14 protein-coding genes are annotated in these 13,934 nt (G+C 64.7%); 4 read left to right on the top strand and 10 right to left on the bottom strand.

Going from position 1 to position 13,934, the window contains the following annotated elements:
* Positions 1-3: 3 nt before the first annotated feature.
* The 7 genes from arsH to HSDC_RS11495 form a co-directional block, all read right to left on the bottom strand.
* Complete coding sequence (arsH, locus tag HSDC_RS11525; RefSeq protein WP_064700106.1) at positions 4-720, bottom strand: arsenical resistance protein ArsH; 717 nt, start codon at positions 718-720, stop codon at positions 4-6.
* The gene (locus HSDC_RS11520) at positions 717-1,103 is read right to left on the bottom strand and encodes an ArsR/SmtB family transcription factor (RefSeq protein ID WP_064700105.1); all 387 of its coding nucleotides are present in this window, start codon (positions 1,101-1,103) and stop codon (positions 717-719) included. The genes arsH and HSDC_RS11520 overlap by 4 nt, the downstream gene beginning before the upstream one ends.
* A 138-nt stretch (positions 1,104-1,241) precedes the next feature.
* Positions 1,242-2,759 carry a malonate--CoA ligase gene (locus tag HSDC_RS11515; protein ID WP_064700104.1) on the bottom strand — a complete coding sequence of 506 codons (1,518 nt, stop codon included), beginning with the start codon at positions 2,757-2,759 and terminating at the stop codon, positions 1,242-1,244.
* On the bottom strand, positions 2,756-4,111 hold the full coding sequence (locus HSDC_RS11510) for a malonyl-CoA decarboxylase (RefSeq protein ID WP_064700103.1): 1,356 nt from the start codon (positions 4,109-4,111) through the stop codon (positions 2,756-2,758). The genes HSDC_RS11515 and HSDC_RS11510 overlap by 4 nt, the downstream gene beginning before the upstream one ends.
* A gap of 13 nt (positions 4,112-4,124) precedes the next feature.
* Positions 4,125-5,459 (bottom strand): TRAP transporter large permease, encoded by a 1,335-nt coding sequence (locus tag HSDC_RS11505; protein ID WP_064700102.1) that lies wholly within the window; start codon positions 5,457-5,459, stop codon positions 4,125-4,127.
* A 1-nt stretch (position 5,460) separates the two neighbouring features.
* Entirely contained in the window at positions 5,461-5,982 is a 522-nt protein-coding gene (locus tag HSDC_RS11500) for a TRAP transporter small permease subunit (protein ID WP_064700101.1), read from the bottom strand.
* Between the two features lie 63 nt (positions 5,983-6,045).
* Positions 6,046-7,050, bottom strand: coding sequence for a TRAP transporter substrate-binding protein (locus HSDC_RS11495; RefSeq protein ID WP_064700100.1), 1,005 nt, complete (start codon positions 7,048-7,050; stop codon positions 6,046-6,048).
* Between the two features lie 145 nt (positions 7,051-7,195).
* On the opposite strand from HSDC_RS11495, the gene HSDC_RS11490 reads away from it, so the two are divergent.
* Entirely contained in the window at positions 7,196-7,870 is a 675-nt protein-coding gene (locus HSDC_RS11490; protein ID WP_064700099.1) for a GntR family transcriptional regulator, read from the top strand.
* A 10-nt stretch (positions 7,871-7,880) separates the two neighbouring features.
* Here HSDC_RS11490 and HSDC_RS11485 read toward each other — a convergent pair whose 3' ends face one another.
* The 3 genes from HSDC_RS11485 to HSDC_RS11475 form a co-directional block, all read right to left on the bottom strand.
* Positions 7,881-8,369, bottom strand: a complete 489-nt coding sequence (locus tag HSDC_RS11485; RefSeq protein WP_064700098.1) for a methylated-DNA--[protein]-cysteine S-methyltransferase — start codon at positions 8,367-8,369, stop codon at positions 7,881-7,883.
* Entirely contained in the window at positions 8,366-9,769 is a 1,404-nt protein-coding gene (locus HSDC_RS11480) for an AlkA N-terminal domain-containing protein (RefSeq protein ID WP_064700122.1), read from the bottom strand. The genes HSDC_RS11485 and HSDC_RS11480 overlap by 4 nt, the downstream gene beginning before the upstream one ends.
* Before the next feature lie 88 nt (positions 9,770-9,857).
* Positions 9,858-10,322 carry an Lrp/AsnC family transcriptional regulator gene (locus tag HSDC_RS11475; protein WP_064700097.1) on the bottom strand — a complete coding sequence of 155 codons (465 nt, stop codon included), beginning with the start codon at positions 10,320-10,322 and terminating at the stop codon, positions 9,858-9,860.
* A gap of 135 nt (positions 10,323-10,457) precedes the next feature.
* Here HSDC_RS11475 and kynU point away from each other — a divergent pair, with 135 nt between their 5' ends.
* From kynU to HSDC_RS11460, 3 genes are all read left to right on the top strand, one after another.
* Positions 10,458-11,687 carry a kynureninase gene (gene kynU, locus HSDC_RS11470; protein WP_064700096.1) on the top strand — a complete coding sequence of 410 codons (1,230 nt, stop codon included), beginning with the start codon at positions 10,458-10,460 and terminating at the stop codon, positions 11,685-11,687.
* Between the two features lie 9 nt (positions 11,688-11,696).
* Positions 11,697-12,455 (top strand): alpha/beta hydrolase, encoded by a 759-nt coding sequence (locus HSDC_RS11465; RefSeq protein WP_064700095.1) that lies wholly within the window; start codon positions 11,697-11,699, stop codon positions 12,453-12,455.
* Positions 12,456-12,523: 68 nt separating this feature from the next.
* A complete protein-coding gene (locus HSDC_RS11460; RefSeq protein ID WP_064700094.1) occupies positions 12,524-13,873 on the top strand; it encodes a sodium-dependent transporter in 1,350 nt (449 codons plus the stop codon).
* Positions 13,874-13,934: the final 61 nt, after the last annotated feature.

Genomic DNA, 13,934 nt, shown 5'->3' with positions numbered 1-13,934 from the left:
CTTTCAGTGCGTGGCCTGATTGACGCGTCGGGACACGGCTTCGGCACTCTCTACCCGCTCCGAGTAACGATCGGTCAGGTAAGCGGCGCGCCCGCGCGTCATCCAGGTGAACTTCACTAGTTCCTCGCAGACATCGACGACCCGGTAGTAGAGCGGCGAAAGATGCATGCGACCGGCCTCGTCGAACTCGTTGAAGGCCTTGGGCACGGACGACTGGTTGGGGATGGTCAGCATGCGCATCCAGCGGCCGAGGATGCGCAGTTGATTGACGGCATTGAAGCTCTGGCTACCGCCGGAGACCTCCATGACCGCGAGTGTCTTGCCTTGGGTCGGTCTGACACCGCCCAGCGCCAGGGGTATCCAGTCGATCTGGGCCTTCATGATGCCGGTCATGGCGCCGTGACGTTCGGGGCTGACCCACAGCATGCCCTCGCTCCACTCGGCCAGATCGCGCAGCTCCTGCACCTTGGGGTGCTCGGCGTCGGTATCGTCGGGCAGCGGCAGGCCGGAGGGATTGAAGGTGCGCACGTCGCAACCGAACCAGCGCAGCAAGCGTGCGGCTTCCTCGGAGAGCAGGCGCGAGTAGGAACGTTCGCGCAGCGAGCCGTACAGCACCAGAATGCGCGGGGGATGACGAGGTTGGTCCGGGCCGACCAGAGCGTCGACGTCGATGGGGTGCAAGTACTCGGGGTCGATGTTGGGTAATTGATCCAGCCTCATGAGGCGTCCTCACCGTTGCACAGGTTCTCGCCAGCCTCTCGGCTGCAGTCGGCGGCGGGGTGTTGCAACTCCCGAAGGAGCGGTTCACACAGTTCGGCGCGTCCGGCGCAGCAGTCGCGCACCAGGAAGCTGAGTGTCTCTCGCATGTGATCCAGGTTGGCTCGATAGATGATCGAGCGGCTCTGTCGACGCGAGCTCACCAGTCCTGCCCGCGACAGCACGCCCAGATGCGTCGACATGGTGTTGTGCGGCACATCCAGTAGCCGGGCGATCTCGCCGGCCGGGAGACCTTCCGGTTCGTACCGTACCAGGACGCGGAAGGTCGCCAGGCGGGTCGCCTGAGAAAGTGCCGTGAAGGCGTCGAGAATCTTTTCGTTGTCCATATGTCGAGAATTACAGAAATGAAGGCGAAAATCAATTGATGCTGAGATTCGTGGCTCAGGCGCCTGGCAAATCGCCGCTCGTCATGCGGATCAGCGACGGCACCGCCGTCGGGGTGCCGTCATGGGAGGCAGGGCGACTCAGCGGTAGGTAGCGTCGAAGCGCTGGCGCAGCTCGTTCTTCTGCACCTTGCCCATGGTGTTGCGGGGCAGGGCGTCGATGAAGAAGACGCGTTTTGGCTGCTTGTACTTGGCCAGGCGGCCCTGCAGGTGATCGAGCACCTGCGCTTCGTCGAGGCTGGCGCCCGGCTCGCAGACTACCGCCGCCGTGACGCCTTCGCCGAAGTCCGGATGGGGCAGGCCGATCACCGCCGACTCCTGTACGCCTTCGAGCTCGTCGATCACCTGTTCGACTTCCTTGGGATAGACGTTGTAGCCGCCGGAGATCACCAGATCCTTGTCGCGACCGACGATTTGCACGTAGCCGTGATCGTCGATCATGGCCAGGTCACCGGTGATGAAGAAGCCGTCTTCCAGCAGCTCCTCGCGGGTCTTCTCGGGCATGCGCCAGTAGCCGATGAAGACGTTCGGGCCGCGTACCTGCAGCAGGCCGATCTCGCCTTCGGCGACTTCCTCACCCGTATCGCGGTCGGTGATGCGGATTTCCACACCGGGCAGCGGCTTGCCGACGGTGCCGGCGCGGCGCGGGCCGTCATAGGGGTTGGAGATGTTCATGTTGGTTTCGGTCATCCCGTAGCGCTCGAGGATGGCGTGCCCGGTTCTGGTCTCGAAGGCTTCATGGGTCTCGGCGGTTAAAGGGGCGGAGCCGGAGACGAACAGCCGCATATTGGCGGTGCGCTCGGCCGTCAGGCGCTCGTCGGCCACCAGTCGGGTGTAGAAGGTGGGCACGCCCATCATCACGCTGCCGCGGGGCATTTCCTCGAGGATGACCTCGGCGTCGAACCTGGGCAGGAAGAGCATGCTCGAGCCGGCCATCAGGCTGACGTTGCAGGCCACGAACAGGCCGTGGGTGTGGAAGATGGGCAGGGCGTGGATCAGTCGATCTTCCGCCTCGAAGCGCCAGGCTTCCACCAGGGTCTTGGCGTTGGAGGCGAGGTTGCGGTGGGTCAGCATGGCACCCTTGGAGCGACCGGTGGTGCCGGAGGTGTAGAGAATGGCGGCCAGGTCGTCGGCCTCGCGTGGCACTGTCTCGTTGCGCGGCGTGGCGCGTGCGGCCTTGTCCAGCAAACTGCCGTCGGCATTGGCTCCCAGGGTTTCCACCGCCGGGCAGCCGGCCTCGGCGGCAATGGCACGGGCATCCTCGTGGACCTGGGGCCGGCAGACGAACAGGGCGGGTTCGGCGTCGCCGAGGAAGTAGCGGATCTCATCAAAGGTATAGCCGGTGTTGAGGGGCAGATAGACGCCGCCGATTCGCAGGCAGGCGAGGTAGAGCAGGATGACTTCGGGGCTCTTGTCGACCTGGACGGCGACCCGGTCGCCGGGCGAGACGCCCAGCTCGGTCAGGGCGCCGGCCAGGCGCGCGCTTTCGGTGAGTGTGTCGGCATAGGAGTAGCGTCGACCCTCGCGGGTGGTGATGAAATCGGCGTCGCCGCGCTGCTGCATGCGGCTGGCGAAGCTCTCGAAGAGGTTGTGGCTCATTTCAGCTCTCCCTTGGCCTGCTGTTTCCTGGCCTTGCGGGCGAGGTCGCGTACCTCGCTCGAGCAGGCCACGGTGGCGTTGGCGGTGTAGTTCTCGTGGTTGCGTTCGATGTCGTTGAGCACGTAGAGGTAATTGACCATCAGGCCGGCGGCCTGCTCGAGCCCCTTGTCGGAGATGTCGCCGAGCCAGTTGATGCGATGCAGCTCGGCGCCGTTGCCGAGGTGAAAGCGAGCCACCGGGTTGAGCGGCACCCCCCGGTCGTTCTTTTCCTGCGTCAGATAGCGGGCGGCCATCGGCCGCACGACGGCCTTGAGGGCCTCGGCACGTTCGGGATCCCGGTGCCAGCCCGGCTCGTCCAGGGCCGCGAGCGCCTCGCGCTGGGCCTCGGACGTACTGTCGTCGTCACGCTGTGCCTTCAGCCATTGGGCAAAGCCCGGCACCGGCGAGAGGGTGACAAAGTGCTTGAGCTGGGGCAGTTCCTGCTTGAGTTCCTGCACCACTTGCTTGATCAGGAAGTTGCCGAAGGAAATGCCGCGTAGCCCGGTCTGGCAGTTGCTGATGCCGAAGAAGGCGGCGGTGTCGGCATCCTCGGGTGCTTCCACGTCGCTGTCTTCTCCCGCCAGGATCGGCTGGATGTGATCCGGCAAGCCCTTGCACAGCGCCACTTCGACGAAGATCAGCGGTTCATCGCCGATGGCGGGATGGAAGAAGGCAAAGCAGCGCCGGTCACGGGTATCGAGCCGTCGACGAAGGTCGTTCCAGTCGTGGATTTCGTGCACCGCCTCGTAGTGGATGATGCGCTCGAGCAGCGAGGCCGGTGTGTTCCAGTCGATGCGCTTGAGCATCAGGAAGCCGCGATTGAACCAGGAGGCGAAGAGGTGGGCGAAGTCGGCATCGATGCCCGCCAGCTCTGGGTGTTCGCGACGCAGGGCGAGCAGGTCCTCGCGCATGCGGACCAGTTGATAGGTGCCGTCGCGGGCGAGGTTGAGTCGCCGGAACAGCTCCTGACGCCGTGGTTCGCAGGCCTCGAACAGGCCGTTCAGGGTGGCGTTGTCGCGAGACTCGCGATAGGCGGCGTAGGCCTGGTCGATCCGTGTCGGATCGGCGGCGAATTCCTCGGCGAGCCGGGCGAAGAAACGCCGGCGTTCGCTGCCATCCAGCCGCTCGTACATGGCCAGGGCGCGGCTGGCCAGGGCGATGCTCGAGGCCTCGCCATCGCTTTCCAGCAGGGCACGACAGGCGCCCACCAGGTCGGCGTGGTCGGGATTGGTGTTGTACCCGTGGCGACGTCGCAGCAAGGCGTCGCGCTGGGTGATGTTGTTGAACATCTCCTGCAGGAAGGTCATGTTCATGACGTCGACTCCTTCAGCCCATGAGCAGGTCGGGTAGCCACAGGGCAAGGCCCGGGAAGAGACACAGCAGGACGATTCCCAGCACCATGCACAGTGCGTAGGGGAGGCTGCCGAACAGGATGTCGCGCAACGAGATGTCCGGTGCGATGCCCTTGATGATGAAGAGGTTGAGGCCGACCGGCGGCGTGATCAGGCCGATCTCCAGGTTGATGGTCAGCACCACGGCGAACCAGTAAGGATCGAAGTTGGCGGCCAGAATGATTGGCAGCAGGATCGGGGCGGTCATCACGATCACCGCCACCGGCGGCAGGAAGAAGCCGGCTACTAGCAAGAAGACATTGATGACACCCATCAGCACCCAGCGATTGACCTCCAGCTCGGCGATGGCGCCGGCCACGGTCTGGGTGATGAATAGCGACGACAGGGCGTAGGCGAACACCTCGGCACAGGCGATCACCAGCATGATCATCACGCTCTCGCGCAGGGAGTCGCGCATGATCAGCTTGATGGGACCGACCTGCCACATGCGGTAGATGAGAATGGCCAGTGCCAGGCACAGAAAGGCGCCGACGCCGGCGGCCTCCGAAGGCGTGGCCACTCCGCCGTAGAGCGCGAACAGGATGCCCGCTACCACGGCCAGGAAAGGCAGCACCCGGATCAAGGCCTTGATGTTGGAGTCGACGTTGGTCTTGACGGTCTCCTTCAGGCGCTCGGTTGTCTGGGCTATTGGTGCCTGATAGCCGCCGGTCAGCTTGCAGGCAATGATGGTCCAGACCATGAATAGCCCCGCGAGCATGAAGCCCGGCACCACCCCGGCGATGAATAATCGGCCGATGGAGGTCTCGCTGGCGATGCCGTAGATGATCATGGTCACCGAGGGCGGGATCAGGATGCCCAGGGTACCGCCGGCGGCAATGCTGCCAGCGGCGACGCCATCCGGATAGCCGCGGGTGCGCATCTCGGGGATGCCCATCTTGCCGATGGCCGCGCAGGTGGCGGGGGAAGAGCCAGAGAGAGCGGCGAAGATCGAGCAGGCGCCGATGTTGGAGACCGCCAGGCCTGCCGGGAGCCGTCCCATCCACAGGTCCAGCGAGCGATAGAGATCGCGGCCGGTGGGCGAGGAGGCCACGGCGGCACCCATCAGGATGAACATGGGAATGGCAACGAAGCCGAAGTCGGCGATGCGCTCGAAGAAGGTCTCGCCGAAATAGGTCAGTTCCGGCAGGCCCCGGTCATACAGCAGGGCGAGCAGCGAGACGCCGCCCAGGGCGAAGGCGATGGGAGTGCCGATGGCCATCAGTGCCACGAGGGCGAGGGCCACGATGATGCCGAGTGTAATCGGGTCCATGTCAGTCCTCCCCGCGCAGCAGTTCGGCGATGTACTGCAGGGTCAGCAGACTACTGCCCACGGCCAGCGGCAGCAGGGCCGGCCAGAGCGGCGGATTCCATACCGTGCCGGTGGTCCACTGCCCATACCAGGCCTCGGCCAGATAGATCCAGGCGCCGTAGCTCAGGGCCGCGCAGAAGCCGAGGCCGACCAGCGAGGCCATCCACTGCATGACCTTGCGGGCCACGCCTCCCACCATGTCGGGCAGCAGGGTAATGGCGACATGGCCACCGGTCATCAGCACGTAGGCACTGCCCATCAGCATGGCGCCGGTGACGGAGAAGACCGTGAATTCCGTCTGCCAGCTGGTGCTCATGCCCAGCACGTAGCGCACGAACACCATGTGGCAGACCGCGAACACGCCGGCGATGAACATCACGGCAGCCAGGTAGGCGGCGTAGCGAGAGACGCTGTCCATCATGCGAATATAGAGATCGATGAGTGGCAGGCGTCCGGCAAAGGGTGAAGTATTGGCCATGGCCATGTCGTCCTCCCGAAGTCAGGGACACCGGCGTGGTGGGCCGGTGTCGGTGGCGGAGCCGGTGGGTCAATCGACGGCCAGGGCGGCATCGATGAGGGCTTGCCCATCGGGGACGTTCTCGGCGAAGTTCTTGTAGGCGCTCTGCTTGGCGATCTCCAGCCAGGCGTTGTAGTCCTCTTCGCTCATGCTCACGACCTCGACGCCGTTCTCCTCGAAGACATCGACCATCTGCTGGTCCAGGCCGGCTGCCTGCTCGGCGAAGAACTCCTCGGCGTCCTGGCCGGCTTCCATGAGCGCCTGCTGCTGCGCCTCGTCGAGTTTCTGCCAGCTCTGTTCGGCGATCAGGATCGGTTCGTACATGAACCACAGGGCGTGCTCGCCGGGTTCGGTCAGGCACTCGACCTGCTCGTAGATGCGGTACGAGACGAAGGACATCGATGAGGTGTTGGCGGCATCCAGCACGCCGGTCTGCATGGCGGTGTAGATATCCGAGGAGGGCATGGAGGTGATCGATGCGCCTGCGGCTTCCAGCATTTCCTCGAAGGCCGGGCCGGCGGCGCGGAAGTTCTGGCCCTCGACGGTGTCCGGCGAGGTGATGCAGCGATCGCTGGAGGCGAAGCCACCGGCCAGCCAGGCATCGGCCAGCACTCGGGCGCCACCTTCCTGGATGACGTCCTTGATCATGCCCATGAACTCGGAGTCGTTCAGCCGCTGGGCGTGCTCGTGGTTGCGCACCAGGCCGGGCATCAGGGTAGCGGAGAACTCGGGGTGGCGGCCGCTGGCGTAGTCGAGCGGCAGCGCGGTGATGTCCAACCGACCCCGAGACAGAGCGGCCCACTGCTCGCGTGCCTTGAACAGCGACTGACCGGGATAGACCTCGACTTCGAGCCCTACATCGGCGTCGGCGACCCTCTCGGCCATCAGTTGGACCATTTCATCACGCACGTCGCCTTGCCCGCCGGGAAATTGGTGGGAGGCGCGCAGTACCGTCTGGGCAGCCGCGGAAGAACTGGCGGCGAGCGTGGCGATAGCCAGGCCGGCCACCAGGGGTGGCATGTATGAGCGTTTCATGGCGTCTCCTTGGAGATTGTTCTTGTATGAAGTGTGTATCAGCTAGGCTGATGTATACTTCAATAGCCGTATTGAAATACCAGTGTCAAATTTAGGACCTTAGACCAAGGGGTGAGGCAAGCGCGTGAAGAGAGGAGCCCAGACCATGAAACGGTCGAATACGCAGCGACTTCGGGATGCACTGGAAGACGACATCATCAATGGGCGGCGCGCACCGGGGGAGCGCCTGGATCCGGAAGCTCTGGGCCGTGAGTTCGAGGTGTCGCGCACGCCGGTGCGCGAGGCGATCCAGCAGCTGGTGGCCAGCGGTCTGGTCACGGTCTCGCCGAAGAAGGGAACCTTCGTGGCCAAGGTGGGCATCGATCAGTTGATCGAGATGTTCGAGGTGATGGCCGAGCTGGAGGGAATGTGCGGGCGGTTGGCCGCCCGGCGGATCAGCGACGCGGAACTGACGGAGCTGCGCGAGGCCCTGGCGCGATGCGAGACGGCAGCTCGGGCGGGCGATCCCGACGAGTACTATTACGAGAACGCGGCCTTTCACGACTGCATCTATCGGGCCAGCCACAACGGTTTTCTGGATAGCGAGGCGCGCCAGTTGAAGCAGCGGCTCAAGCCCTACCGACGCCTGCAGCTTCAGGTGCGTCAGCGCATGGGCAGCTCGTTGGAGGAGCATCGCGAGATTGTCGCTGCCATCGAGGCCGGAGAGGCCGAGCGGGCCGAGCGGGCGCTACGCGATCACGTGCTCATCCAGGGCGAGCGCTTCAGCGACTTCGTCGCCAGCGTGCGCCGGCTCGGCACCCTGCAGGAGGATGCCGTCTGAGCGAGCCACTTCATGCCAGTTGAAAAGGAATCTCGCCGGCTTCGTGGGCCAGCAGCCATTGCTTTCGCCCGATGCCACCGGCGTAGCCGGTGAGTCGGCCGTCGCTGCCGATCACCCGGTGGCAGGGCACGACGATGGCGATGGGGTTCTTGCCGTTGGCGGCTCCCACCGCGCGCTGGCCGCCCTTGCAGCGGAGTTGCTCGGCGATCTCGGCGTAGTTGCGGGTCTGTCCGTAGGGAATGGTGGTGAGCGCCTCCCAGACGCGCTGCTGGAAGTCGGTGCCTTCGGGCGCGAGCGGCAGGTCGAACTCGCGGCGTTCGCCGGCGAAATACTCGGCGAGCTGCTGCCGGGCACGCTCGGTGATCTCGTTGGGGCGTGGCGCAGCGTCCTTTTCCATGACGAAGGCGATCTCGTTGATGCCCGAGGCCGTGGCGCTCAGGCGCAGTAGGCCGAGGGCGTCGCTTTGCGGGGGCTGGTAGTAGTCGAGGGCGTCGGTCATCGGCTCGCCTCCATGACGTTCGGTTCCAGGTTGTCGGGCGCCGGCTCCCGAGACCATAGCTGAAGGGTCAGGTAGCTGCGCCAGGGTGCGGCGTCGGCCGGGTCGATGCCGCCCAGGTGGCCAAGGGCTCGTCGTACCCCGGCGTCGCCATCCAGCCAGATGTCGGGATGCCCTATACCGCGCATGGCGGCGTAGTTTGCCGTCCAGGGACCGATGCCCTTGAGGGCCGTCCACTGGAGCGGATCGTCGCCCGATCCGGCACCAGCGTACCAGCTCGCGAAGCGTTGCAGGGTCGCCTTGCGTGCACCGGGCATGCGCAGGAAGGCGAGTTCGCTGGCGGCAATGGACTCGGGCGTGGGGAAATGATGGCCATGCTCGGTCGGCTCGCCCAGTCGGGCGACCAGGGTGCCGACCAGTCGACGTGCGGCGACGATGGAGACCTGCTGGCCGAGGATCGCCCGCACGCCGGCCTCGAATGGCGACCAGACGCCGGGCAGGCGCAGGCCCGCAATCAACGGCAACCCCGGCACGACACGACCGAGATGGGCCTCGATGGTAGCGGTATCGGCATCCAGGTCGAGAACCCGGCGAATCCGCCGTACCACCGGTGCCAGGGCAGCAAGATCGTCCAGCGCCAGGTGCACGCGGAAAGCGTGGTGTTCGGGATGATGCTCGGCGGTGAACCAGCCGCGGGCGTTGCCCCAACGGATATGGCGGCCATAGTGATGCTCGCCGACCCACTCCAGGCCTTCGATGGCGCGTTGGCGGTGGAAGCCGTGTAAGGACTGCCAGGCATAGGGCGGCCGGTAGGCGAGCGTCAGCGTCAGGTCGTCGCTGCCATCGCCACCGTGGCGGCGCAATTCCCGAGGAGCCAGGCCGATGTGGCGGCGAAAGGCGTCGTTGAAACGCCTCAGGCTGCGAAAACCGCTGGCGTGGGCGACCTCGGTGACGGGCAGCCTGGTCTGATGCAGCAGTTGCTTGGCGAACAGGCACTGGCGATGCAGCGCATAGGACTTGGGTGAGACGCCGAGACGTTGCTGGAACAACTGGCGCAGATAACGTTCGCCGATGCCCAGGCGCTCACAGAGCGCGCCCAAGGTGGCCTCGCTCAGGGCGCCCTCGTCGATCAGCCGCAGGGCTCGTTCGAAGGTGGTGTGGGGGCCACGCCAGGCGGGCGAATCCGGTGCACTGTCCGGCCGGCAGCGCAGGCAGGGGCGAAAGCCATCCTGCGAGGCGGCCAGGGCGCTCTCGTAGTAACGCACGTTGCGTTCATGGGGTGGGGTGGCCGGGCAGATCGGGCGGCAGTAGACGCCGGTGCTGGTCACCGCGATGAAGAAGCGGCCGTCGAACCGGGCATCCCGAGCCAGACGAGCCTGGCGGCACTGGGCGGGGTCCAGCATGATGGCGTTCTCCTCCGGCATCCCGAATCGATGTGGCCAGTGTATCGCGACGTATCACGGAAACTAGCCGGAATCGGCAGTGAAGACGTCAGTCCGTTCTCAGTGGCCCGTTGGTCTTGAGGGTGTCCATGGCGACCTGGGTGGCAATGTCGTGGATGCCGTCCAGAGGACTGACCACTTCGGCAAGGAAGCTCGACAGCGCACCGAGGCTGCCCACCACCACCTTGATGATGAAATCGTGGTTGCCGGTAACGGTATGGCACTCGATCACCTCGTCCCGTTTCAGCAGAGCGGCTACGGCGCTTCGCGGGTCGTCCATGCGGTGCTTGTCCATGGAAAGGAAAATGAAGGCCGTGACCTGCAGGCCCAGGGCGTCGGGGGAGACGCGAAGCGAATATCCCTGGATCACGCCCTCGCGTTCCAGTCGTGCAAGGCGTCGCGAACATTGGCTGGTGGAAAGGTTCACCCGCTCTGAGAGTTGCCCCAGCGTCAGGCGGGCATCGCGCTGCAGGATATGCAGGAGTTTCAGATCAAAACGGTCGAGTGATGTCATTTCTCTTTATAAAGCCATTATGCGCAATAATTTTGCATAAAAGTGGGGTTTAGCGTGGAAAAACGCAACCTATCGTCATCCATCTGCTCCTAGAATGCCCTGCAGCGATTCCCTTTGCCTGCCCGGAGATTCGATATGAGAGTGAACCTGGATCGTGTTCGTGAGCTTGATCTCCAGGATCCACTGGCGATCTTCAAGGAGCGCTTCGCGCTGCCGGAGGGCGTGCTCTACCTCGATGGCAATTCCCTCGGTGCCCAGCCCCTTGCGGCCCGAGACGCGGTCGCCGAGACCCTGGATCAGTGGCGTGACGAGCTGATCAAGGGATGGAATCAGGGATGGTTCGATGCGCCGGAACGGCTCGGCAACCGGCTTGCCCCGGTGCTGGGGGCGGGGGAGGGCGAGGTGATCGTCACCGATAACATCACGCTCAACATCTTCAAGTTGCTGGGCTATATCATCGGCCAGCGTGATGAAGGACGCGGGGTGGTACTGAGCGAGGGGGGCAACTTTCCCACCGATGGCTACATCGCCCAGGGCTTCAGTCGCTTCGGCGGGCATGAGCATCGTTTCCTGCCCGAGGGGGCGCCGCTCGAGGCACATCTCGACGGTGTCGATGTGGTGGTGCTGAGCCAGGTCAATTACCGTACCGGTGCGTTGCGCGACATGGCGGCCGTCACCCGCCAGGTGCATGCACACGGCGCCGAGATCATCTGGGACCTGGCCCACTCGGCTGGGGCCTTGCCGGTGGACCTGAACGGCTGCGGGGCCCGTTATGCCGTGGGTTGCACCTACAAGTACCTCAACGGTGGCCCTGGTGCCCCGGCGTTCCTGTACGTCCAGCGCGATCACCAGGACGGTGGCTGGCAGCCGCTTTCCGGCTGGCACGGTCATGCCGCGCCCTTCGACTTCGAGGCGAATTATGCCCCGGCCGGCGATATCACCCGCTTTCGCACCGGGACCCACTCGGCGTTGACCTACCGTGCCCTGGAGGCATCGCTCGACATGTGGCAGGACGTCGATCTCCAGGCATTGCGCACCAAGAGCCTGGCGATGAGCGAGCTGTTTCGCGATTGTCTGGCTGATTTGCTCGAATCCTACGGCATTACCGATATCACCCCGGCGGCCGGGGAGAGGGGCAGCCAGGTATCGCTGGTGGACACCGAGAATGGCTTTGCCATCGTCCAGGCGCTGATCGCCCGGGGTGTGATCGGCGATTACCGCGAGCCCGGCTTGATGCGTTTCGGCTTCACGCCGCTCTACCTGAGCTTCGAAGATGTCTGGCAGGCCGCCGGGCATTTCCGCGAGGTGCTGGAAACCGGCGAGTACCGGGAGTCGCGCTTCAACGTGCGCGGAGCCGTAACCTGAGGATGCGCCATGAGCGATGCCCTGGATCGCGAGTATTCACCGAGCCACTACGCCCGGGATGTCGCAGCCACCCTGGCGCGGCAGGCGGCGATGGGGCGGCAGGTGGTCGAGCGCCATGCGCCATGCCGGCTTGGCTATGGTGACGATCCACTGGCCAGGCTGGATCTTTTCGTGCCTCGGGGCGACGGCCCCTGGCCATTGATGGCCTTCATCCATGGAGGTTACTGGCAGGAACTGGACCATACCGCCACTGACTTCCTGGCCGAGCGTTATCTGGCACGAGGCATGGCCTTCGCTTCCCTGGGCTACGGGCTGGCGCCGGCGACATCGATCGAGACCATGGGCGAGCAGTGCGCGCGCGGGCTGGCGGAGGCGCGGACGGCGCTCGATGCGCGGGGCGGTGTCGACGCCGTGACGCTCGGCGGTCACAGTGCCGGCGCCCAACTGGCCTGTCGAGTGGCCGATGAGGCAGGCAAGGACATCGACGCGCTGCTGCTGGTCAGCGGTGTCTATGACCTGACGCCGCTGGTCGACACCTACGTCAATGTACCGCTTTCGCTCGACCCGGCGCAGGCCCGGGCGTTGAGCCCGCTGTTCGGTGAGCTGACCGGACTGCCGCCGAGCCGAGTGTTGATCGCCGAGCACGACTCGCCCGCCTTCCGTCGCCAGGGACGCGACTTCGTGAGCGCACTGAACGCTGCCGGTGGCAGGGCGGAACTCGTCGACCTGCCGGACTGCGATCATTTCGACATTCTCGACCATCTCTAGGCTGCCGAGGCGGCCATCACCACAACAACAATGGAGGCCGCGACGCGGCTTCCCCTGGATCTATTGCCATGAACAAGACAAGAGCGCAGTTCACCTCCCGCTTCGGTTTCCTGATGGCCGCGGCCGGTGCCGCCGTGGGCCTGGGCAATGTCTGGAGCTTTCCCTCCATGGCCGCCAACAACGGGGGCGGTGCCTTCCTGTTGCTGTATGCCTTGATGGCCTTCGTGCTGGCCTATCCGGCGCTGATGGCCGAACTGACCCTGGGACGTTACGCCCAGAGCGGTGTCATTCAGGCCATGTCGCGCCTCGGCGGGGCCGGCACTGCGGGTCGGTTGGGCGCAGCGATCGGGGGGCTGGCCATCCTCACCGCCTGCCTGGGGCAAGCCTTCTATGCCATCGTCACCGGCTGGCTGATCGGTGATACCCTGATCCCGATGCTCGAGTTGCTGGGCCTGAATAACTGGGCGAGGCGACTGGATGAGGCTGGTTTCTGGAAGGACTGGGGGCTGGCCAGCCTGGCCATGCTGGTGACCGTCGGTGTCGTGGTGGCCGGGGTCAACAAGGGGATCGAGCGTTGGTCCAAGCGCCTGATGCCGTTGCTGATCGCGCTGATGTTGGCACTGATCCTGGTGTTCATGACCCTGCCCGGGGCCACCACCGGACTCGCTGCCTACCTGGTGCCGGATGTCTCGCGGCTCTCCGCTCAACTGGTGGTGGATGCCATGGGCCAGGCCTTCTTCTCGCTGTCCATCGGCGTCGGTGCCATGGTGATCTACGGCTCCTACCTGAGTCGCCAGGCGGATCTACCGCGCGTCGGCGCCCAGGTGATGTTCATCGACATGGGCGTGGCCTTCATCGCGGGACTGTTGATCGTGCCCTCGATGTTCGTGGCCGATGGCCTGGGTGTGGATATCTTCAACGCGTCTGGACAGCTTCAGAGTTCATCCACCCTGTTGTTCGACGTGATGCCGGCGATGTTCGCCCAGTTGGGGCGACTGGGCGCTGGCCTGGAAGTGGCCTTCTTCGCCCTGCTGGCGATTGCCGCCTTGACCTCCATGTTTCCGGTACTCGAGGTACCGGTGGCAACCGTCGTCGAGACGGGCCGCATTTCGCGGCGTTGGGCGTCCCTGCTGATGGGGGCCGTGATATTTGCGATCTCCACGCTGATCCTGGTGTACTTCGATCCGCTTTTCGGCTGGGCGATTAGCGTCACCATCACCTATAACATGCCGCTCATTGGCGCTCTGGTGTGTCTCTATGTCGGCTGGCTGCTGTCGCGGGACGCCAAGCTTCGGGAATTACGTCGCGGCTCGCCCGATATGGAGAAAACCCTGTTCTGGCGGTGGTGGCCCTGGTACATACGTTTTGTCTGTCCGATATTGCCTTTGGTGGTACTGTTCAATGGCCTGACGGACTAGCCAGGGTTGCTTGCGGGAAACGAGCTTGCTTGACTGGTACAGGGCCGCGTCGGCGGCCTCA

The sequence above is a fragment of the Halomonas caseinilytica genome, from assembly GCF_001662285.1.
Classification (GTDB): Bacteria; Pseudomonadota; Gammaproteobacteria; order Pseudomonadales; family Halomonadaceae; genus Halomonas; species Halomonas caseinilytica.
This window is presented reverse-complemented; position numbering and strand designations above follow the sequence as displayed.

Coding starts and splice junctions, on each gene's coding strand:
- arsH (WP_064700106.1), bottom strand. CDS start 720: ATGAGGCTGGATCAATTACCCAACATCGACCCCGAGTACTTGCACCCC.
- HSDC_RS11520 (WP_064700105.1), bottom strand. CDS start 1,103: ATGGACAACGAAAAGATTCTCGACGCCTTCACGGCACTTTCTCAGGCG.
- HSDC_RS11515 (WP_064700104.1), bottom strand. CDS start 2,759: ATGAGCCACAACCTCTTCGAGAGCTTCGCCAGCCGCATGCAGCAGCGC.
- HSDC_RS11510 (WP_064700103.1), bottom strand. CDS start 4,111: ATGAACATGACCTTCCTGCAGGAGATGTTCAACAACATCACCCAGCGC.
- HSDC_RS11505 (WP_064700102.1), bottom strand. CDS start 5,459: ATGGACCCGATTACACTCGGCATCATCGTGGCCCTCGCCCTCGTGGCA.
- HSDC_RS11500 (WP_064700101.1), bottom strand. CDS start 5,982: ATGGCCATGGCCAATACTTCACCCTTTGCCGGACGCCTGCCACTCATC.
- HSDC_RS11495 (WP_064700100.1), bottom strand. CDS start 7,050: ATGAAACGCTCATACATGCCACCCCTGGTGGCCGGCCTGGCTATCGCC.
- HSDC_RS11490 (WP_064700099.1), top strand. CDS start 7,196: ATGAAACGGTCGAATACGCAGCGACTTCGGGATGCACTGGAAGACGAC.
- HSDC_RS11485 (WP_064700098.1), bottom strand. CDS start 8,369: ATGACCGACGCCCTCGACTACTACCAGCCCCCGCAAAGCGACGCCCTC.
- HSDC_RS11480 (WP_064700122.1), bottom strand. CDS start 9,769: ATGCTGGACCCCGCCCAGTGCCGCCAGGCTCGTCTGGCTCGGGATGCC.
- HSDC_RS11475 (WP_064700097.1), bottom strand. CDS start 10,322: ATGACATCACTCGACCGTTTTGATCTGAAACTCCTGCATATCCTGCAG.
- kynU (WP_064700096.1), top strand. CDS start 10,458: ATGAGAGTGAACCTGGATCGTGTTCGTGAGCTTGATCTCCAGGATCCA.
- HSDC_RS11465 (WP_064700095.1), top strand. CDS start 11,697: ATGAGCGATGCCCTGGATCGCGAGTATTCACCGAGCCACTACGCCCGG.
- HSDC_RS11460 (WP_064700094.1), top strand. CDS start 12,524: ATGAACAAGACAAGAGCGCAGTTCACCTCCCGCTTCGGTTTCCTGATG.